Genomic DNA, 18,515 nt, shown 5'->3' on the forward strand with positions numbered 1-18,515 from the left:
TATGAAAAATATTGTTAAAAAACTTCAACAAAAAAAACTAAAAATTTCTTTCGCTGAGTCTTGTACAGGTGGGATGTTAGCGTCAACCATTACATCAATTAGTGGCGCTTCTAAAGTTTTTAATCTTGGTTTAGTAACCTACTCTAATGATGCAAAAATCAATGTTTTAAAAGTAAATAAAAAGATAATCCAAAAACATGGAGCTGTGAGTGCTGAATGCTGTGAGGCAATGGTAAAATGTTTAACAAAACTCTCCAAAGCTCATATAAATGTATCTATAACGGGAATAGCCGGACCTAAAGGTGGCACCAAAACAAAGCCTGTAGGACTAGTTTATATAGGAGTTAAAAGATCAAACAAATTACTAATAACTAAAAATATATTTAAGGAAAAAACAAGAAATTCTATTCAAAAAGCAACGGTAAATAGAGCATTAATGTTGGTTAATTCTTTAATCTAAATTGTTTCTGCTCTTTTTTGGAAAGCATCTGCAATTCTATTTAATCCATATTCAAAAGATTTTTCCATTAACATATTTAAAAACTTATTTTTAATTTCAAAATCAACATCAAAATAAACTTCAGTCATGTCGTTTTTTTCAACAAACTTCCAATTATTTTCCAAATGGGTTAATGGGCCTTCAATATTAGTAACATGAATGGTATCAGTTTTTTTATCAAACCTTACATCACTTTTATAGGTATCGTTAAATGGACCTTTTCCAATCGTAAGATCTGCAATAATAAAAGTTTTGCCCCCATCCTCTTTTCTTTCATAAACCTTAGAGCCTAAACAAAAAGGAATAAACTCAGGGTATTTTTCTATATCAAGAACAAATTCAATAAGTTTGTCTTTTTTTTTATCTATTATTCTTTTAACTGATGCCTTAGGCATTAATGACTATTAATTCTATTTTCTTTCAATTGAGCAAAGTCTTCATCTGCATGATAAGAAGATCTTGTTAAAGGAGATGATGATACTAATAAAAAACCTTTTGCTTTAGCAATGGTACCCAGATCATCAAACTCTTTTGGATCGTAATATCTATCTAATGGAAAATGTTTTGTTGAAGGTTGTAAATATTGACCAATTGTTAAAAAATCAACATCTGCAGCTCTTAGATCATCCATTACTTGTAAAATCTCATCTCTAGTTTCACCAAGACCGACCATAATTCCAGATTTAGTAAAAATATTTTTATCATGAAGTTTTGCATTTTTTAAAAGTTCTAAAGATGCAAAATATCTAGAGCCTGGTCTTACTTTTAAATATAAACTTGGTACTGTTTCAATATTGTGATTAAAAACATCAGGTTTTGCTTCTAAAACTTTTTTATATGCATCACCTTTTCTTAAAAAATCAGGTGTTAATACCTCAATGGTTGTATTTGGGTTCGTTTTTCTTGTTTGGTTAATTACTTCATAAAAATGATTAGATCCCCCATCTTCTAAATCATCACGATCAACAGATGTAATAACAACATGTCTTAAGTTTAATTTTTTAACTGCTTCAGCAATTTTAACAGGCTCTAATTGATCTAATTTTCCAGGTACTCCTGTTTTAACATCACAAAAGGCACATGCTCTTGTACAAGTATCTCCCATAATCATAAATGTTGCATGTCTTTTACTCCAACACTCTGTAATATTTGGGCAGTTTGCTTCCTGGCAAACAGTTACTAAATTATTATTGTTTACAATTGTTTTTGTTAAAAAAAATTCTTTGCTATTCGATAATTTAGATCTAATCCACTCAGGCTTCTTCTTAATTGGATTAACTGGTTTATTTACTTTTTCTGGATGTCTAGTTTTCATCTTTAATTATATAAATTTTTTCGCCTTTTTTTCCAAAAAGAAATTTTTCTCTAATTAGTATTTCAATAAAATCTAAATCAAGATTGTCGCTTAAAAGCGAATTTTTAAAAGTCAAATCTTCAATTTTTTTTGTCAGTAATATTTCTTTTTTTTCAAGTTTACTTAATTGATCTTTTTTTTCATAGTATGAAAAAAGACCTCTATCTCCAGATAATAAATTAGTAAAAAAATACAAGATCAAAAAAAATGATATAATTGTGAAGTAATTTTTTTTTAATTTATTAAGCATTAATGAATTTTATTCATTCTTGCTTTTTTTCCAAGTTCTTCTTCAATCCTCAATAATTGGTTATATTTAGCCACTCTTTCAGACCTTGCTAGAGAACCTGTTTTAATTTGATTGGAATTTGTCCCAACTGCCAAATCAGCAATAAATGTATCTTCACTTTCTCCAGATCTATGTGAAATTATTGTTTTAAATCCAATTGTTTGCGCAAATTTTATAACATCTAAAGTTTCAGAAACTGTTCCTATTTGATTCAGTTTAATCAATATTGAATTAGAAGATAAATTTAAAAATCCTTTTTTTAATCTTTCTAAATTTGTGACATACAAATCATCACCTACTATTTGTACTTTGTTGATTGCTTTCATTAATTTGTTCCATGCCATCCAATCATTTTCTGCAAATGGATCTTCGATAGATTTAATTTTGTATTTATTAATCATTTTTTTGTATTCCAAAATCGATTTTTCAACTGAAACATATTTTTTTGAATGAATGGAATATTTTCCTTTTTTAAATAATTCATTTGCAGCAACGTCTAAACAAATTGAAACATCTTTACCGTTTTTAAAACCTGATTTATTGATAGCTAAAACAATTAAATCTAATGCTTGATTATTGCTATCAATCATTGGTGCAAATCCACCTTCATCTCCTACAGATGTAGACAAACCCTTTGCTTTAATCAATTTACTTAAGTTTTTAATTACTAGATAACAAATTCTCATTGCCTCTGAAAAAGACTTTGCTTTATCGGGTCTGATCATAAACTCTTGAACTCTAAGACTGTTATTGGCATGTGCTCCTCCATTAATTATATTCATTAATGGATATGGAAGTTGAAAATTTTTTGTCACATAAAACGATTTATAAAGAGGAATTTTTTTAACTTTAGCAGAAAGTTTTTTTGCAGCCATCGATACTGCTAAAATTGCATTAGCGCCTAATTTCGTTTTTTGTCTTGTTCCATCTAAATTTATTAAAACTTCATCTATTCTTTCTTGGTCATGAATATTCTTATTTCTTAAAGCTTTTGATATTTTAGTGTTAACTAAATTAACTGCTGAAAATACACTTTTACCTAAATATCTTTTATTATTGGTATCTCTTTTTTCATATGCTTCATATGTTCCAGTTGAAGCTCCAGACGGACATATTGCTTTTGCACTTTTGTTTTTGACATAAACTTCTGCTTCAACAGTTGGATTTCCTCTACTGTCAAAAACTTGTCTTGCTTTAACTTTAAGAATTTTACTCACTTAATTTTTTATAAGATTATCAATATCACTTAATTGTTTTAGAAGATCTTCTAATTTATCTATTGGAACCATATTAGGTCCATCTGATGGAGCATTATCTGGGTCTTGATGTGTTTCAATAAAAACACCTGCAACACCAACAGCTACTGCTGCTCTTGCTAAATATTCTACAAACTCTCTTTGACCACCACTTTTTTCACCTTGTCCACCTGGTTGCTGCACTGAGTGAGTTGCATCAAAAATAACTGGATAACCATTTTTAGCCATAATAGGTAAAGATCTCATATCTGATACTAAAGTATTATAACCAAAGCTTGCTCCTCTTTCGGTTACCAATATTTTATCATTTCCAGACTCTGAAATTTTTTTTGTTACATTCACCATATCCCACGGTGCTAAGAACTGACCTTTTTTTACATTAATAATTTTATTTGTTTTAGCTGCAGCAATTAACAAATCTGTTTGCCTACATAGAAAAGCTGGAATTTGTAAAACATCAACATATTTTGAAACAATTTCACATTGTTCAGCATTATGAATGTCTGTTAAAATAGGAACATTCAATTCTTTTTTTATTTTATCAAACACTGGAAGTGATGCATCTAATCCAGCTCCCCTTTTTCCTTTCAAACTTGTTCTATTCGCTTTATCAAATGAAGTTTTATAAATAAATCCAAGACCAAATTTTGAAGTAATTTCTTTAATTTTTCCTGCCATGTCCATTGCATGTTGTTCTGTCTCTAACTGACAAGGACCCGCAATGATACAAATCTTATTGTTGTTTGAAATCTCTATATTTTCACAATTTACTTTAATCGCACTCATCTATGATTTTTTGCTGCTTTGATAAAAGAAGAGAATAAAGGATGTGGGCTCAAAGGTCTAGATTTAAATTCAGGATGAAACTGAACTCCTATAAACCAAGGATGATTTTTAAGTTCAATTATCTCTGGAAGCTTCTGATCTGGGGATAAACCTGAAAATATTAATCCTTTGCTCTCAAATTTTTCTTTATAGGAAATATCTACTTCGTACCTATGCCTATGTCTTTCTTTAATTAATCTAGATTTATAAATATCTCTAATTTTAGATTTATCTTTTAAAATTGCATCATAAGAACCAAGTCTCATAGTACCCCCTAAATCTTTATCTGTTCCTTTAACTTTTTTGCCACTTTTCTCCCATTCATTCATCAAACCAATAATGTGAACACCTCCCTTATCAAACTCAGAAGAAGTTGCTTTCTTAATCTTTAGTTGATTTCTAGCAAACTCTATAATTGCCATTTGCATTCCATAACAAATACCAAGGAATGGGATTTTATTTATTCTGGCATATCTTATAGCTTCAATTTTACCTTCTGTTCCTCGTTTACCAAATCCACCTGGAATTAAAATTCCTGAAACATTTTTAAGCTTACTTTTTATTTCAGAAACTTTTAATTTTTCAGAGTCTATTCTAACTAAATTTACTTTAAGATTATTAGATATTCCTCCATGAGTAAGTGCTTCATCTAAAGATTTATACGCATCTTTTAATTCGACGTACTTACCAATAATTGCAATATTAACATGTCTTTTTGTATTAAGAGTAATTTTAGTAATTTTCTTCCAAGGTATTAAATTATTTGATCTTTTAGATTTTATTTTAAAATAATCTAAAACTTGAACATCTAATTTTTCTTTTGCAAAACTTATTGGTGCTTCATAGATTGTTTTAACATCAACAGTTTCTATTACATTCTTGATATCAACATTACAAAACAAAGATATTTTTTTTCTATGTTCTAGGGGTATTGGTCTTTCCGATCTACAAATTATAATATCAGGTTGAATACCAATACTTCTTAATTCTTTAACAGAATGTTGAGTTGGTTTTGTTTTTATTTCATCAGATGCTTTTAAATATGGAACTAAAGTTAGATGAATAAATAAAGCATTTCTTTTTCCAATATCATTTGAAAATTGTCTTATTGCTTCTACGAAAGGAAGGCTTTCTATATCTCCTACTATTCCACCTATTTCACAAATAACAAAATCTTCTTTAGATGAATCATGTTTTATAAATTCTTTAATTCTATCTGTGATGTGAGGAATGACTTGAACTGTCTTTCCAAGATATTCTCCTTTTCTTTCTTTTCTTAGAACATCACTATAAATTTTTCCTGTTGTGATGTTGTCTGTTTTCTTTGCTGTTACACCTGAAAATCTTTCGTAATGACCCAAATCTAAGTCCGTTTCTGCACCATCATCAGTTACAAAAACTTCTCCATGTTGAAATGGACTCATGGTTCCTGGATCCACATTCAAATAAGGATCTAATTTTCTTAAACGAACTTTGTAACCTCTTGATTGTAATAAATATGCTAGGGATGCTGAAGAGAGACCTTTACCAAGGGAAGAAACCACGCCGCCAGTGACAAAGATATATCGCGCCATGGAATTATCTTATAGACCTTAAAAATGAAAATGAAAAGGATTAATTATTCTCAGGAATTGCTGGAGTATCTTCACTTTGTTCTTCAACAGTATCTAAAACTGAACCTGTAGGCGTTAATTCTCCTCTAGAAACTATTGTAAGTGCAAGACTGCAAATAATAAATAAAGTAGCAACAACTGCTGTTGCTTTTGTCATGAAATTACCAGCTGATCTTGAAAACATAAAATTTTCTTGAGAAACACCAATACCTAGAGCTCCACCTTCAGATTTTTGAATTAAAACTAGTAAAACTAGAATTAAAGCAAAGATGATATTTAATACTAATAATATGTTTTCCATGTGGGGTTAATTATATGTTTTTTTTATTATATCAATAAATTTTTTTGAATTTTGAGAAGCACCGCCCACTAAAAAACCATCAATATTATGAATAGTTTTTAATTCATTAATATTTTTATCATTTACAGATCCACCATATAGAATTTTTAGATTTTGTTTGAATCTACTTTTAATGAAATCTATTGCATTAAATAATTCATTTGATTTAGGTATCATGCCACTTCCAATTGCCCATACTGGTTCGTAAGCAATTATAATATTATTATTTAATTTAACTCCCTTAAGACCAAGTTTAATTTGTTTAGATAAAACTGATTTAGTTTTTTTATTTCTTTTATCTTTAATTTTTTCTCCAATACAAAAAATTACTTTTAATTTGTTTTTTAATGCTGTTTTAATTTTTTGATTAATAAGTTTGTCGCTTTCTCCATTTTCACGGTTCTCTGAGTGACCTAAGATTACATACTTTGCACCTACACCTCTTACCATCTTGGCATTTACCGAACCTGTCTCAGCTCCATAATTATCTTGATGATGACAGTTTTGCGCACCTACTTCAATTTTGGTATTTTTTACCATCTGAGCCATTGGGCAGATTAGAGTTGTAGGTGGTAGATAAATTATCTTAAATTTTGAGGATTTAAATTTTTTACTAAAACTAATAACTTTGTTTACTAGTTTTAGAGATTTAAAATCACCAAACATTTTCCAATTAGCTACAAAATACATATATTTATTTGTCATTATGAAAAATTTAATCTATAGCTTTGTTTTTTATAGATCAATAAATATATAAAGACATGATTGGAAGTTTAAGAAATTTTGCCAAAACTAAATTAGCTGGAGTATTAGTTTTTATTATTATCATTCCATTTGTATTTTGGGGAATGGGCAGCATGTTTAATAGTGGTAACACTAATAATATTGCAAAGATTAATAAAACAAATGTTTCAACACAGGATTTTATTGATTATTTAAACTCATCAGGAGTATCTAGAAAAACTCTTCAAGAGAGAATGAACCAAGGAGTAATTGAAGAATTACTATCTACATTGGTATCAACAACTTTATTAGATCTTGAAATTAAAGATTTTGACATAATCGTTTCAGAAAAAACACTTACAAAAAAAATTAAAAATAACAAAACTTTTCTAGATGAAAATGGTTCTTTTCAAAGAACAGAGTATGAAAAGTTTTTATTAACTAACAACATGACTGCTCCAGGTTTTGAGATTGCATTAAGAGATAGAGAAAAACAAAAACACTTATTTGACTACATTGGTGCTGGTACAATCACCCCGAAGTTTTTGATAGATAAAAATTTTAAAGAACAAAATAACAAATTAACAGTTAAGTTTTTTCCATTAAAAACACTTTATAAAACTGAGGCTGAAGTCACAAAAGAAGAGATCGAAAATTTTGTTGAAGAAAATAAAGATCAATTAAAAAAAGAACATATTGATTTTAGTTATGTACTAATCAATCCTAAAAATTTAGTTGGAGTTGATGAATTTAATCAAGCTTTTTTTGACAAGATTGACTTAATTGAAAATGAAATATCAAAAAATGTATCTTTCAGTTCTATAATTGCAGATTTAGAGTTGCAAACTACTTCTGTAAAAGATTTTTCACTTACTGAAAATAGAAAAGAAATTGAAGACAAAATTTTTAACGCAAAATCTGATGCAACTGGCTTAATAGAAAACAATAACGACTATATTTTTTACAATATAGAAAATATCACTTCAAAATCACCTGATTTAAATAATGAGCAATCTTATTCGGAAATGCAGAAGCTAGTATTTGAAAAAAATAAGTTTGATTTCAATAGAAAAATTTTAGAAGAAATAAATGATAAATCATTTGATCAAGCTAAATTTGATGAGTTAGGTAATAGTTTAATAGAGAGTGTTACTCTTAATTCATTTAAAGATAATAAAAAATTTAATATTAATTCAGTAAGAGTTTTATACTCCCTTCCAATTGGATCTTTTACTTTAGTAAATGATGATAAGAATAATATTTATCTATCTAAAAATGAAAGCCTTTCAGATGAAATGATAGATTATGAAAGTCCTGAATATAAATCTTTTGTAACTACTCAATTATCTAATGATAGAAAAAATATCTTACAATCTTATGATACTTTCTTGAACAATAAATACACTGTAGATATTAATCAAAAGACTTTGGAAAGAGTTAAAAATTATTTCAAATGATAATTAACCGAAGCTTCAAGGATTTTAAGTTTCGACACAGAAGCAAAAAAAATCAAGTAATCTTTACCTCTAAAAATGTCAAAGATGACAAAGTTATTTTAAATCTAATTAATAGTTTTCTTAAAGAAAAAAATAGTTTTATTTTCGAGTCTGTTGAAAAAGGTAAAATAAGAGGCCGGTACACAATCTTTGGAAAAAATCCTGATAAAATTTGGGAGTTCAATGGCAATCATTCTTACCTGATAAAAGATAATAAAAAAACAAAACTTAAAGGTAAACCAAACAAGATATTAGAAAATGTTATTGAGGAATTTAAATTTGAAACACCTAAAAACCTTCCTCCAATATGTTCATTAATATCTGGATATTTTTCATACGACTCAATCAGATACATTGAACGTATTCCAGATAAATGTAAGAACGATTTAAACTTACCAGATGTAAGATTGCTAAGACCTAGAACATTAATCATTCATGATAACCTTAAAAAAAAAATTCATTATATTATTAATGTTTTTAAAGATGAAAAAATTTCAAATTATCAAAAAAAATTTGATGAAATTAAATCTCAATTAGATCAAATTATTTATCAATCTTCTATTTCTATTGAACAAGACTCAAATATTAAATCAAATCAAGTTGTTAAAGTAAAATCCAATACTCCTAAAAAACGTTTTTTAAGCATGGTTAATAAAGCAAAAGAATACATTAAAATTGGTGACATTTTTCAAGTAGTCTTAAGCCAAAGATTTGAAGCAAACCTTACAAAAAAACCATTAGAAATTTATAAGAAATTAAGAATAACAAACCCTTCTCCATTTATGTTTTATTTTAATTTTAGTGACTTTCAAATTATTGGAGCAAGTCCTGAAATCTTAGTTAGATTAAGAGATGGAAATATAACAGTCAGACCTATAGCGGGAACTAGACCAAGAGGTAAAACTGTTAAAGAGGATAAGTTTTTTGAAAAAGATCTATTAAAAGATAAAAAAGAATTATCTGAACATTTAATGTTATTAGATTTAGGTAGAAATGATGCGGGTAAAGTTTCAAAAATAAACACAGTTAAAGTTACAGAAAGCTTTATAATAGAGAGATACTCTCATGTAATGCACATAGTATCTAATGTAATTGGTAAATATGATAAAAAATTCTCAAAATTTAAATCTCTTCTAGCTGGTTTTCCTGCTGGAACTGTTTCTGGGGCACCAAAAATAAGAGCTATGGAGATAATAGACGAATTAGAAACTACTAAAAGAAAAGTATACGCTGGTGGTATAGGATACTTTTCTGCTAATGGTGAATTTGATACTTGTATCGCATTAAGAACAGCTGTTGCTAAAAAGAATAAATTTTATGTTCAAGCAGGCGCTGGAATAGTTGCTGATAGTAAACCAATTAAAGAATATGAAGAAACAGTAAATAAAGCTAAAGCTTTAATAAACGCATTAAGATAATGAAAATATTATTAATAGATAATTACGATAGTTTTACATTTAATCTCTATCATTATCTTTCATCGCTTAAGACTAAGGTGGATGTAATTAGAAATGATGAAATTACATCTAAAGAAATATTAAAAAATCGATATCAAAAAATTGTAATATCTCCGGGTCCAGGTAATCCTAACCAGGCAGGAAATTGTTTAAGAATAGTGAAAGATCTAAAAGAAAAATTACCAATATTTGGTGTTTGTCTAGGCCACCAAACTATAGGACAAGCTTTTGGAAGTAAGATTGTTCAGGCTAAAAAATTGATGCATGGAAAAACAAGTAAAATCATATCAAAAAAGATAGGTATTTTTAAAAATATTCCTAATAAGTTTGAAGCTACTAGGTATCATAGTTTAATAGTTGATAAAAAAAATATAAGCAAAGATTTAGTAATTACAGCTGAAACAGACGATGGAATAATCATGGGAATTCAACACAAAAAGTACAATATTCACGGTGTACAATTCCATCCTGAAAGTATTAAAACTAACGTTGGAATGAAAATATTAAAAAACTTTATAAATTATAAAAACTAATGAAAGAATTTTTAGAAAAAATTAAACAGAAACAAAATCTTACTTTTGAAGAAAGTAAATCAGTATTTAACATATTGATGTCAGGTAATGCAAAAGATGATGAAATTTATGATTTTTTAACACTATTATCTGAGAAAGGTGAAACTGCAGATGAAATAGCTGGAGGTGTATTTGTTTTAAGAGAAAAATCTAAAAGAGTGAATGTTGAAGATTGTGTAGATACATGTGGAACAGGTGGAGATGGAATGAATACTTTAAATATCTCAACTGCATCAGCTTTATTATTAGCAAGTATGGATATCAAAGTTGCAAAACATGGTAACAAAGCTGTTTCTTCTAAATGTGGATCTGGTGATGTACTTGAAGAACTGAAAATTAGAATTGATTTAGAGCCTAATGAAATAGAAAATTCAATCAATAACAATAACTTTGGTTTTATGTTTGCACCAAACTATCATAGCGCAATGAAATATGTTGGGCCAACGAGAAAAAAAATAGGAAAAAGGACTATCTTTAATATGATTGGACCTTTAAGTAGCCCTGCTCTTGTTCAAAGACAAGTAGTTGGGGTATTTGATAAAAAACTTTTAGAAATATTTGCAAATGGTTTAAAAAATTTAGGAATTAAATTTGCTTGGATTGTAAACAGTGAAGATGGATTAGATGAAATATCCCCATATGCTATAACAAATGTTGCGCAACTTAAAAATGGTGAAATAACAAAAATTACAATTGATCCAAAAAAAATTGGTGTCAATGCAGGTAAATTTGAAAACTTAGTTGGTGATGATGCTAAATTTAATTCAAAAAAAATAATAGATATACTTCAAGGTGAAGATAATGACTTTTCAAAAGCAGTATGTTTAAATGCAGCTGCTGGATTGATGGTGAGTGAAAAATTTTCTAATTTTAATGACGCTTATAAGAGTGCTCGAGAACATATCCTATCTAAAAAAGCTTTTGATCATTTAAAAAAGATACAAAATGTCTGAAAACATACTGGAAAAAATAATCTCTAAAAAAATTAAGAGAGTTGATGAAATAAAGAAAACTACAAAAATTGAAGACCTTGCAAAACTTATTGAACAAAATAAAAGTTATATTGATTTTAAAGGAAAAATAAAATCAAATATCCAAGAAAATAAAACATCACTTATTGCTGAAATTAAAAAAGCAAGTCCATCAGCTGGTGTAATTATTGACAATTACAATCCTGTTGATATTGCTAAAATCTATTATGAAAAGAAAGCAACTTGTTTATCTGTTTTAACTGAGGAAGAATTTTTTTTAGGAAATTTAATTCATATCAGTAAAATTAAAGATAAGTTTAATTTACCAATTCTTTGTAAAGATTTTTTCATTGATAAATTTCAAATACCACTAGCAAAAAGCTATGGCGCTGATGCTATTTTAATCATACTTGCTGGTGTTAGTGATGATTTAGCTTATGACTTATATGAAGAAGCTTTAAGATATAACATGTCTGTTATTGTTGAAGTTCATACAGTTGAAGAAGCAAAAAAAGCATTACATTTTAAAGAAGCTTTAATTGGAATTAATAATAGAAACTTAAAAACTTTAAAAACAGATATAAATACAACCTATGCTATTCATGATGTGCTTAAGGACCATAAAGAACCTTTGATTTCAGAGAGCGGAATTAAAACAAAAGATGAAGTTTTAGATCTTGAAAATAAAACAAAGATTAAAACTTTTTTAATTGGTGAATCACTTTTGAAAGATTTGGAAAAAAATTCAATTTTTTCAATTTTGTAGTTAAATAAATCCCTATTTTACTCACTTTTTTTACTATTGAGAATTATAAAGAACTTTTATAGAACATTGTTTGTACGATATTTGTTCTTATGCTAACAAAAAAACAAAAAAACTTACTATTATTTATCAACAAGAAGTTGAGAAGTTCAGGTGTTTCGCCTTCTTACGAAGAAATGAAACAATCTCTCAACCTGAAGTCGAAATCTGGCATACATAGATTAATTAGCGCTTTAGAAGAAAGAGGATTTATTAAAAGACTTGCTCATAAAGCAAGAGCATTAGAAGTTGTGAAACTTCCGGAAACTGCATCTGCAAACGATATTTATAACAGCTTTTCACCTAGTGTAATTAAAGGTGGATTAGATGAAGAAGTGGTTAAATCTGATGATGTGGAAGTTCCAGTATTAGGTAAAATTGCAGCGGGTACTCCAGTAGAAGCTATTCAAAATGAAGTTTCAAGAATTCCATTACCAAATAATTTGCAAAAAAATGGTGATTATTTTGGACTTAAAGTTCAAGGTGACTCGATGATTGAAGCTGGTATCAATGAAGGTGATACGGTAATTATTAGAAGAACAGACACTGCTGATAATGGTAAAATAGTTGTTGCTTTAATAGATGATCATGAAGCAATGTTAAAAAGAATTAGAAGAAAAGGCAAAGTTGTTGCTTTAGAGAGTGCAAATAGAAATTACGAAACAAAGATTTTTGGTCCAGACAGAGTAAAAGTCCAAGGTGTGCTGGTATCTTTATATAGAAACTTCTAAAAAAATAGTCTAAACACATTTAATGTCAAAAGTAGCAACAAGATTTGCTCCATCCCCTACTGGGCCTTTGCATATTGGTGGTGTGAGAACAGCTTTATTTAATTGGTTATATTCAAAAAACCAAGGTGGAAAATTTTATTTAAGAATTGAAGATACAGATAAAGAAAGATCAAAAGAAGAATTTAAAAATCAAATTATAAGTTCTCTTAAATGGATAGGTGTAGAACATGATGGTGATGAATATATTCAATCTAAACAGATTAATAATCACATTGAAATAGCTAATGAACTTTTAAAAAAAGGTTTTGCATATAAATGCTATTGTTCTAATGAAGAAATAGAAGAACAAAAAGAAAGAGCAAGACAAAAAAAAATTCCTTATATTTATAATAGAAAATGGAGAGATATAGATGAGAAAGATGCTCCTAAAGATATAAAACCAGTTATAAGATTTAAAAGCAAAATTGAAGGTACATCAATTCTGAAAGATTTAGTTCAAGGGGATGTTGAAATAGAAAATAATACAATTGAAGATTTTGTTATTTTAAGAAATGATGGCACACCAACTTATAATCTTTCTGCTACGGTGGATGATCATAATATGAACATGACACATATTATTAGAGGTGATGATCATAAGATAAATACATTTAAACAAATACAAATATATCTAGCAATGGATTGGAAGGTTCCTCAATTTGCACATATACCATTGATACACACTATTGATGGAAAAAAACTATCAAAAAGAGATAATGCTTCAACGTTAGATGATTATTCTAAAATCGGAATTATTCCAGATGCTTTAAGAAATTACTTACTTAGATTAGGCTGGTCTTATAAAGATAAGGAAATATTTACGAAAGAAGAAAGTATTAAATATTTTAATTTTGAAGGAATAGGTAAATCACCATCAAAACTTGATATGAGTAGAATTTTGTCGATGAATGAACACTATATTAAAACACTTGATGAAAATTTCTTATATGAAAATTTAATTAACTATTGTGAAGAATATAAAGAAAAAATTCCTGAAGAAAAAAAAGACAATATTAAATCATCTCTATCTTTTTTGAAAAATAAAGCCAAAACGTTAGAAGATATATTCAATAATTTAAAATATATAATTATTAATAAAGTTTCGATAGCTCAAGAAGATCTAAAAATTTTAGACGAAACAGCAAAAAAAATAATTAAAGAATTTAGCAATAAAATTGAAAATTTAAGTGAATTTGAAAGAGATAAACTTGAACCAATAGTGAATGACTTAATAGCTAATCACAACACTAATTTTAAAGGTGTGGGTCAGCCACTTAGACTTATTCTTACGGGTTCAAAATTTGGTCCTGGTATATATGATATATTAATATCACTTGGAAAAGCTGAGGTTTTAAATAGATTATCAAACAAGATAACTTAAGACTACTTTAGTAGCCTCGTCAGCACTGGAAGTTTTAGATTTTATTTCATCCAAAGTTTTTTGACATTGTTCGATTTGTTTTTTCATCAAATCAGGATTTTTTAAAAGATAAGTAACTGATTTATAAATTTCATCAGGATTACACTCTTTTTGAATTAGTTCAGGAATAATTTCTCTATCATTGATAATGTTAATGATATTTGCAAATCTGATTTTCACTAAAAATTTTACAATCATAAAATTTATAAAGTTCATTTTATAAATTATGATAGATGGAATTTTATGACTACAAATTTCTAATGATATAGTTCCAGATTTACTTATTGCAAAAATTGATTTAGATAAAATTTGATCTTTTATTTTATCATCAGAGATAATATCAATATTTTCAATATTATATTTAGAAATAAAATTTTTAATAAAATCTTTTTTTTCTAAAGTTGAATGAAATATAAATTGTAAATTTTTAAATCTATTTGATATTAATTTTATAGATTTGATTAATATAGGTAATAATAGCTTTAATTCTGACAATCTACTGCCAGGAAAAACTGATATAATTTTTTTACTAGTATCAATTAAATTTGAAATATCTGTTTTTTGAAAATTTTGTTTTTCAACTAATGGGTGACCAACAAAAGTATTATTAATATTTTCTTTATCAAAATATTTTTTTTCAAAGTTAAATAATAGCAATATATGATCTAAAAAGTTTTTAAATTTCTTTATTCTACCTTCTCTCCATACCCAAACTTGTGGAGCCACATAATGTATTGTTTTAATTTTAGGATTAATCTTTTTAATTCTTTCTGCAACCCGTAATGTAAAATCAGGACTATCAACACTAAATAAGATGTCAGGATTAAATTTTATTATTTCATCTACTGTATAATCAATTTTTTTTTTAATTTTAAATAAGTTTAAAATTACACTAGTAAAACCAATGTAAGTTATTTCTTTAAGATTAAAAATAGATCTTATGCCAAGTGAGTTTAAATAGCTTCCCCCTACTGAAAGATATTCTATATCATTATATTTTTCTTTAATTTTTGAAATAACCTTTGAGGCTAATTTGTCTCCTGAAGTTTCCCCGGTTAGTATAAATATTTTTTTCATATAACTTTTATAAAAATTTTATTTTTATTTGCAAAATTAATACTTTTTTTTTTATCTATAAAAATATTAGCATTAGATTTTAAGATAATTCCTTTTATAAAAATTTTCTTACAATCTTTTAGTGTATCAATTCCAATAGTTGGTAGATCAATTCTTAAATCTTGTTTTTTTTTGGGAAACTTTATTAAAATATTTTCTAAATCTTTGTGTTTTTTAATAGAGTATATTAACTTTTTAGTCCCACCTCGTCCCTCTTTATAAAATTTGTTATTTTTATCAATTATTAAACCTTGAATGTGATCAAAGGAATTTTGTTTATTCAAAATTTTAACTCCATGTTTAATGGAGTTTAAATTTTCTTTTGTAGGTTTTATTTTGGTATAAATACCTTTTTTTAAAGTAAGTTCAGGGTTGTAATAGTTTGATTTTAAAACTTTAATTTTTTCTTTAGACAATATTTGAATAATTTCTTTTAATATTGCTGCATCACCTTTTTTTGCTGCTTTAATTATTTTTGGAATGTAATAAACCCCTTTTAAATCTAATTTTAATGAGGAAAAATTAGGTTTTTTTACTTTTCCAGCAAAGATTATTCTTTTACACCTATAAGATTTGATGATTTCTATTATTTTTCCGAATTGACCAAGAGAAACATAATTTACATTCTTTTCTTTTTTAAAAATTCTATTTGTGGAAAGATCAATTATAAAAAAATTAATCTTTAGTTTTTTTATTTTTTTTAGAATTTCTTTTGGAAATTGAGTCTCTCCAAATATTAAGCCTAACATTATTTACTAAATGGTGAACAAATTGGTCTTTTTTTATCCTTATTTATAAAATTAACTACATCCTTAACTAATTCATTTTTTTGAAATGATACATTAAGATTTGATAAATTTTCTGTAAGTTTATCAGTTTTAAATATTTCCTTATAAGCCTCACTTAATTCCAAAATATCTTTATTAGCTATATTTTTTCTTCTCAAGCCAATCAAATTTAAACCTTGTAGATAATTTCTATTGCCAATAGACAAACCATATGGAATTACATCATTTAAAACACCAGTCATTCCTCCAATCATTGCCATTTTTCCAATTCTTGTAAATTGTTGTACAGCAGAATTACCTCCAATAACTACATGATCGCCTATCTCTGCATGTCCTCCTATTGGAACATTGTTTGCCAAAATTACGTTATTTCCAATAATACAGTCATGTGCAATGTGTGAAGAAATCATAAATAGACAACTATTACCTATAATTGTTTTACCTCCTCCACCAACTGTGCCTGGATGTATTGTGACATACTCTCTTATCTTATTGTTGTTTCCAATAATTAATTCTGTTTTCTCACCATTATATTTTAGATCTTGAGGATTATTTCCTATTGAACAAAATGGATAAAAAACATTTCCTTCACCAATTTTCGTATTTCCAGAAATATTTACATGAGAATATAATTTATTATTATTGCCTAAATGAACTCCTGAACCAATTACACAATAAGGTCCAATCTCAACATTATTTCCTATTTTTGCATTTGAATCTATTATTGCTGTGTCATGTATCATTTTTTTCCTTTTAAAAAATTTCTCAAACTTGTTGCAGGATAACCCATTATTTTTGAATTATCCGGAATATCATTGATTACACCACTACCACCGCCAATTTGGACATTGTTTCCAATCTTTAAATGTCCAGACACTCCTGCTTGGCCTCCTATCATAACATTATCACCTAGAGAAGAACTTCCTGCAAAACCAACTTGACCAGCAATAATACAATTATTTCCAATTTTGTTATTATGTGCGATATGAACTTGATTATCTATATATGTGTTTTTACCAATAATAGTATTAGACATTGATCCTCTATCAATAGTTGCTCCACAACCGATTTCGCAATTATCTTCAATTATAACAATTCCAATATGAGGATATTTTAAATTATTTTCTTTATTTGGAAAAAAACCAAACCCTTTTTTTCCAATAATAGCTCCATCTAAGATACTGACATTATTTTTAACAAATGTATTTCTTAAAATAACATTTGATCCAATAGAGCAATCATCACCAATTATTACATTGCTTTCTATTATTGAATTATGACCAATTTTACAATTATTTCCTATTGTTATATTTTTACCTACTAAAACATTTTTACCAAATTTAACATTATGTTTGTGCTCTGTATTTTCTATACTTAAGACATTTTCATCAAAATCATCTGTTACTGAAGTTGGATAAAATTTTTTTGTAATTTCTGCCATACTAAACAAGACGTTTTGAACAACAATTGGGTTACATGAAGTAGGAAGAGATGAAACTAAGTTTTGTAATGTTACACAATAAGTTGCTTTTGTTTGAGATGCTAATTTTGAATAATTTTTATTGTGGAAAAAAGTTAAATCATTTTCTTTGGCAGAAGTTAAATCTTTTACATCATTGACCTGATTATCTTTGATTTCATCTAAATTTAATTTATTAACATCAAATATTTCATTAATCTTTAGTGGTCCATGATTTTTAAAAAAAGGATTAGACATTAGAAACTTATTATCAAATAAAAAGTTTAAGTCTTATCAAGAAATGTTACTAATTATTTTCGATCAACAATGGTGGCAGACCATTGGGCATCAGCCATTTTTTTTCCAGAAACAAATGCTTCACCTTTATATTTCCAAACTCTACCATGAGATCTTATTGCCTCTATATTTAATTCTAATTTACAATTAGGTATAACAGGATTTCTAAATCGGGCCTTTTCTACACTCATTAGAAAAACTAATTTATTTTCATATTCTTTTTTATCAATACCAGCAGCTGTAAGTGCTGCTGCTGCCTGACCAAATGCTTCTACTATTAAAACTCCTGGCATAACTGGATTGCCAGGAAAATGACCTTGAACATAAAAACCATCCTTTTTCACATTCATAATGGCAGTTGCGGAATGAAGTTTTTTTATATTAATTAATTCATCAATTAATAACATTGGTTCACGATGTGGGAGTAATTCAATTATATCTTGTTTATTTAATCTTACTTTATCCATA

General features: G+C 27.3%; 21 protein-coding genes. 8 read left to right on the forward strand and 13 right to left on the reverse strand.

Annotation, left to right across the window (positions count from 1 at the left end; translation table 11 throughout):
- Position 1: 1 nt before the first annotated feature.
- A complete protein-coding gene (locus ACTT9U_RS05055; protein ID WP_440932086.1) occupies positions 2–460 on the forward strand; it encodes a CinA family protein in 459 nt (152 codons plus the stop codon).
- On the opposite strand, the gene ACTT9U_RS05060 is transcribed toward ACTT9U_RS05055, so the two are convergent.
- From ACTT9U_RS05060 to tpiA, 8 genes are read right to left on the reverse strand one after another with little or no spacing between them, the layout of a single operon-like run.
- A complete protein-coding gene (locus ACTT9U_RS05060) occupies positions 457–894 on the reverse strand; it encodes a type II toxin-antitoxin system RatA family toxin (protein WP_440932087.1) in 438 nt (145 codons plus the stop codon). The genes ACTT9U_RS05055 and ACTT9U_RS05060 overlap by 4 nt on opposite strands.
- Positions 894–1,814: a lipoyl synthase gene (gene lipA / locus ACTT9U_RS05065; RefSeq protein WP_440932088.1), complete on the reverse strand. Its 921-nt coding sequence runs from the start codon at positions 1,812–1,814 to the stop codon at positions 894–896. The genes ACTT9U_RS05060 and lipA overlap by 1 nt, the downstream gene beginning before the upstream one ends.
- On the reverse strand, positions 1,804–2,103 hold the full coding sequence (locus ACTT9U_RS05070) for an FtsB family cell division protein (protein ID WP_440932089.1): 300 nt from the start codon (positions 2,101–2,103) through the stop codon (positions 1,804–1,806). Before ACTT9U_RS05070 ends, lipA begins: the two co-directional genes overlap by 11 nt.
- Entirely contained in the window at positions 2,103–3,359 is a 1,257-nt protein-coding gene (gene eno / locus ACTT9U_RS05075) for a phosphopyruvate hydratase (protein ID WP_440932090.1), read from the reverse strand. Before eno ends, ACTT9U_RS05070 begins: the two co-directional genes overlap by 1 nt.
- Positions 3,360–4,184: a 3-deoxy-8-phosphooctulonate synthase gene (kdsA, locus tag ACTT9U_RS05080; protein WP_440932091.1), complete on the reverse strand. Its 825-nt coding sequence runs from the start codon at positions 4,182–4,184 to the stop codon at positions 3,360–3,362.
- A complete protein-coding gene (locus ACTT9U_RS05085) occupies positions 4,181–5,797 on the reverse strand; it encodes a CTP synthase (protein ID WP_440932092.1) in 1,617 nt (538 codons plus the stop codon). Before ACTT9U_RS05085 ends, kdsA begins: the two co-directional genes overlap by 4 nt.
- A 40-nt stretch (positions 5,798–5,837) precedes the next feature.
- The gene (gene secG / locus ACTT9U_RS05090) at positions 5,838–6,137 is read right to left on the reverse strand and encodes a preprotein translocase subunit SecG (RefSeq protein ID WP_014953182.1); all 300 of its coding nucleotides are present in this window, start codon (positions 6,135–6,137) and stop codon (positions 5,838–5,840) included.
- Positions 6,138–6,143: 6 nt separating this feature from the next.
- Positions 6,144–6,881 carry a triose-phosphate isomerase gene (gene tpiA / locus ACTT9U_RS05095; protein WP_440932093.1) on the reverse strand — a complete coding sequence of 246 codons (738 nt, stop codon included), beginning with the start codon at positions 6,879–6,881 and terminating at the stop codon, positions 6,144–6,146.
- 56 nt (positions 6,882–6,937) lie between these two features.
- Here tpiA and ACTT9U_RS05100 point away from each other — a divergent pair, with 56 nt between their 5' ends.
- The 7 genes from ACTT9U_RS05100 to gltX all read left to right on the forward strand — a co-directional run bounded on the left by ACTT9U_RS05100 (position 6,938) and on the right by gltX (position 14,348).
- A complete protein-coding gene (locus ACTT9U_RS05100; RefSeq protein ID WP_440932094.1) occupies positions 6,938–8,356 on the forward strand; it encodes a SurA N-terminal domain-containing protein in 1,419 nt (472 codons plus the stop codon).
- Positions 8,353–9,813 (forward strand): anthranilate synthase component I, encoded by a 1,461-nt coding sequence (gene trpE, locus ACTT9U_RS05105; RefSeq protein ID WP_440932095.1) that lies wholly within the window; start codon positions 8,353–8,355, stop codon positions 9,811–9,813. Before ACTT9U_RS05100 ends, trpE begins: the two co-directional genes overlap by 4 nt.
- Positions 9,813–10,385, forward strand: a complete 573-nt coding sequence (locus ACTT9U_RS05110; protein ID WP_440932096.1) for an anthranilate synthase component II — start codon at positions 9,813–9,815, stop codon at positions 10,383–10,385. Before trpE ends, ACTT9U_RS05110 begins: the two co-directional genes overlap by 1 nt.
- Positions 10,385–11,377, forward strand: a complete 993-nt coding sequence (trpD, locus tag ACTT9U_RS05115; RefSeq protein WP_440932097.1) for an anthranilate phosphoribosyltransferase — start codon at positions 10,385–10,387, stop codon at positions 11,375–11,377. The genes ACTT9U_RS05110 and trpD overlap by 1 nt, the downstream gene beginning before the upstream one ends.
- Positions 11,370–12,161: an indole-3-glycerol phosphate synthase TrpC gene (locus ACTT9U_RS05120; RefSeq protein WP_440932098.1), complete on the forward strand. Its 792-nt coding sequence runs from the start codon at positions 11,370–11,372 to the stop codon at positions 12,159–12,161. Before trpD ends, ACTT9U_RS05120 begins: the two co-directional genes overlap by 8 nt.
- An 89-nt stretch (positions 12,162–12,250) precedes the next feature.
- Complete coding sequence (lexA, locus tag ACTT9U_RS05125; protein ID WP_440932099.1) at positions 12,251–12,928, forward strand: transcriptional repressor LexA; 678 nt, start codon at positions 12,251–12,253, stop codon at positions 12,926–12,928.
- Positions 12,929–12,950: 22 nt separating this feature from the next.
- Entirely contained in the window at positions 12,951–14,348 is a 1,398-nt protein-coding gene (gene gltX / locus ACTT9U_RS05130; protein ID WP_440932100.1) for a glutamate--tRNA ligase, read from the forward strand.
- Here gltX and lpxB read toward each other — a convergent pair.
- Genes lpxB through fabZ form a run of 5 tightly spaced genes read right to left on the reverse strand, consistent with a single transcriptional unit; the run spans position 14,331 to position 18,514 of the window.
- The gene (gene lpxB, locus ACTT9U_RS05135) at positions 14,331–15,464 is read right to left on the reverse strand and encodes a lipid-A-disaccharide synthase (protein WP_440932101.1); all 1,134 of its coding nucleotides are present in this window, start codon (positions 15,462–15,464) and stop codon (positions 14,331–14,333) included. The genes gltX and lpxB overlap by 18 nt on opposite strands.
- Positions 15,461–16,252, reverse strand: a complete 792-nt coding sequence (gene lpxI / locus ACTT9U_RS05140) for a UDP-2,3-diacylglucosamine diphosphatase LpxI domain-containing protein (protein ID WP_440932102.1) — start codon at positions 16,250–16,252, stop codon at positions 15,461–15,463. Before lpxI ends, lpxB begins: the two co-directional genes overlap by 4 nt.
- A complete protein-coding gene (gene lpxA, locus ACTT9U_RS05145; protein WP_440932103.1) occupies positions 16,252–17,034 on the reverse strand; it encodes an acyl-ACP--UDP-N-acetylglucosamine O-acyltransferase in 783 nt (260 codons plus the stop codon). The genes lpxI and lpxA overlap by 1 nt, the downstream gene beginning before the upstream one ends.
- Entirely contained in the window at positions 17,031–18,008 is a 978-nt protein-coding gene (lpxD, locus tag ACTT9U_RS05150; protein ID WP_440932104.1) for a UDP-3-O-(3-hydroxymyristoyl)glucosamine N-acyltransferase, read from the reverse strand. The genes lpxA and lpxD overlap by 4 nt, the downstream gene beginning before the upstream one ends.
- Before the next feature lie 53 nt (positions 18,009–18,061).
- A complete protein-coding gene (gene fabZ, locus ACTT9U_RS05155) occupies positions 18,062–18,514 on the reverse strand; it encodes a 3-hydroxyacyl-ACP dehydratase FabZ (RefSeq protein ID WP_440932105.1) in 453 nt (150 codons plus the stop codon).
- Between the last annotated feature and the right edge of the window lies 1 nt (position 18,515).

The organism is Candidatus Pelagibacter sp., assembly GCF_052049975.1.
Lineage (GTDB): Bacteria > Pseudomonadota > Alphaproteobacteria > Pelagibacterales > Pelagibacteraceae > Pelagibacter.

Bases quoted from the DNA above. Each gene is read 5' to 3' on its own strand.
- ACTT9U_RS05055 (WP_440932086.1), top strand. From the start codon at position 2: ATGAAAAATATTGTTAAAAAACTTCAACAAAAAAAACTAAAAATTTCT.
- ACTT9U_RS05060 (WP_440932087.1), bottom strand. From the start codon at position 894: ATGCCTAAGGCATCAGTTAAAAGAATAATAGATAAAAAAAAAGACAAA.
- lipA (WP_440932088.1), bottom strand. From the start codon at position 1,814: ATGAAAACTAGACATCCAGAAAAAGTAAATAAACCAGTTAATCCAATT.
- ACTT9U_RS05070 (WP_440932089.1), bottom strand. From the start codon at position 2,103: ATGCTTAATAAATTAAAAAAAAATTACTTCACAATTATATCATTTTTT.
- kdsA (WP_440932091.1), bottom strand. From the start codon at position 4,184: ATGAGTGCGATTAAAGTAAATTGTGAAAATATAGAGATTTCAAACAAC.
- ACTT9U_RS05085 (WP_440932092.1), bottom strand. From the start codon at position 5,797: ATGGCGCGATATATCTTTGTCACTGGCGGCGTGGTTTCTTCCCTTGGT.
- secG (WP_014953182.1), bottom strand. From the start codon at position 6,137: ATGGAAAACATATTATTAGTATTAAATATCATCTTTGCTTTAATTCTA.
- tpiA (WP_440932093.1), bottom strand. From the start codon at position 6,881: ATGACAAATAAATATATGTATTTTGTAGCTAATTGGAAAATGTTTGGT.
- ACTT9U_RS05100 (WP_440932094.1), top strand. From the start codon at position 6,938: ATGATTGGAAGTTTAAGAAATTTTGCCAAAACTAAATTAGCTGGAGTA.
- trpE (WP_440932095.1), top strand. From the start codon at position 8,353: ATGATAATTAACCGAAGCTTCAAGGATTTTAAGTTTCGACACAGAAGC.
- ACTT9U_RS05110 (WP_440932096.1), top strand. From the start codon at position 9,813: ATGAAAATATTATTAATAGATAATTACGATAGTTTTACATTTAATCTC.
- trpD (WP_440932097.1), top strand. From the start codon at position 10,385: ATGAAAGAATTTTTAGAAAAAATTAAACAGAAACAAAATCTTACTTTT.
- ACTT9U_RS05120 (WP_440932098.1), top strand. From the start codon at position 11,370: ATGTCTGAAAACATACTGGAAAAAATAATCTCTAAAAAAATTAAGAGA.
- lexA (WP_440932099.1), top strand. From the start codon at position 12,251: ATGCTAACAAAAAAACAAAAAAACTTACTATTATTTATCAACAAGAAG.
- gltX (WP_440932100.1), top strand. From the start codon at position 12,951: ATGTCAAAAGTAGCAACAAGATTTGCTCCATCCCCTACTGGGCCTTTG.
- lpxB (WP_440932101.1), bottom strand. From the start codon at position 15,464: ATGAAAAAAATATTTATACTAACCGGGGAAACTTCAGGAGACAAATTA.
- lpxI (WP_440932102.1), bottom strand. From the start codon at position 16,252: ATGTTAGGCTTAATATTTGGAGAGACTCAATTTCCAAAAGAAATTCTA.
- lpxA (WP_440932103.1), bottom strand. From the start codon at position 17,034: ATGATACATGACACAGCAATAATAGATTCAAATGCAAAAATAGGAAAT.
- lpxD (WP_440932104.1), bottom strand. From the start codon at position 18,008: ATGTCTAATCCTTTTTTTAAAAATCATGGACCACTAAAGATTAATGAA.
- fabZ (WP_440932105.1), bottom strand. From the start codon at position 18,514: ATGGATAAAGTAAGATTAAATAAACAAGATATAATTGAATTACTCCCA.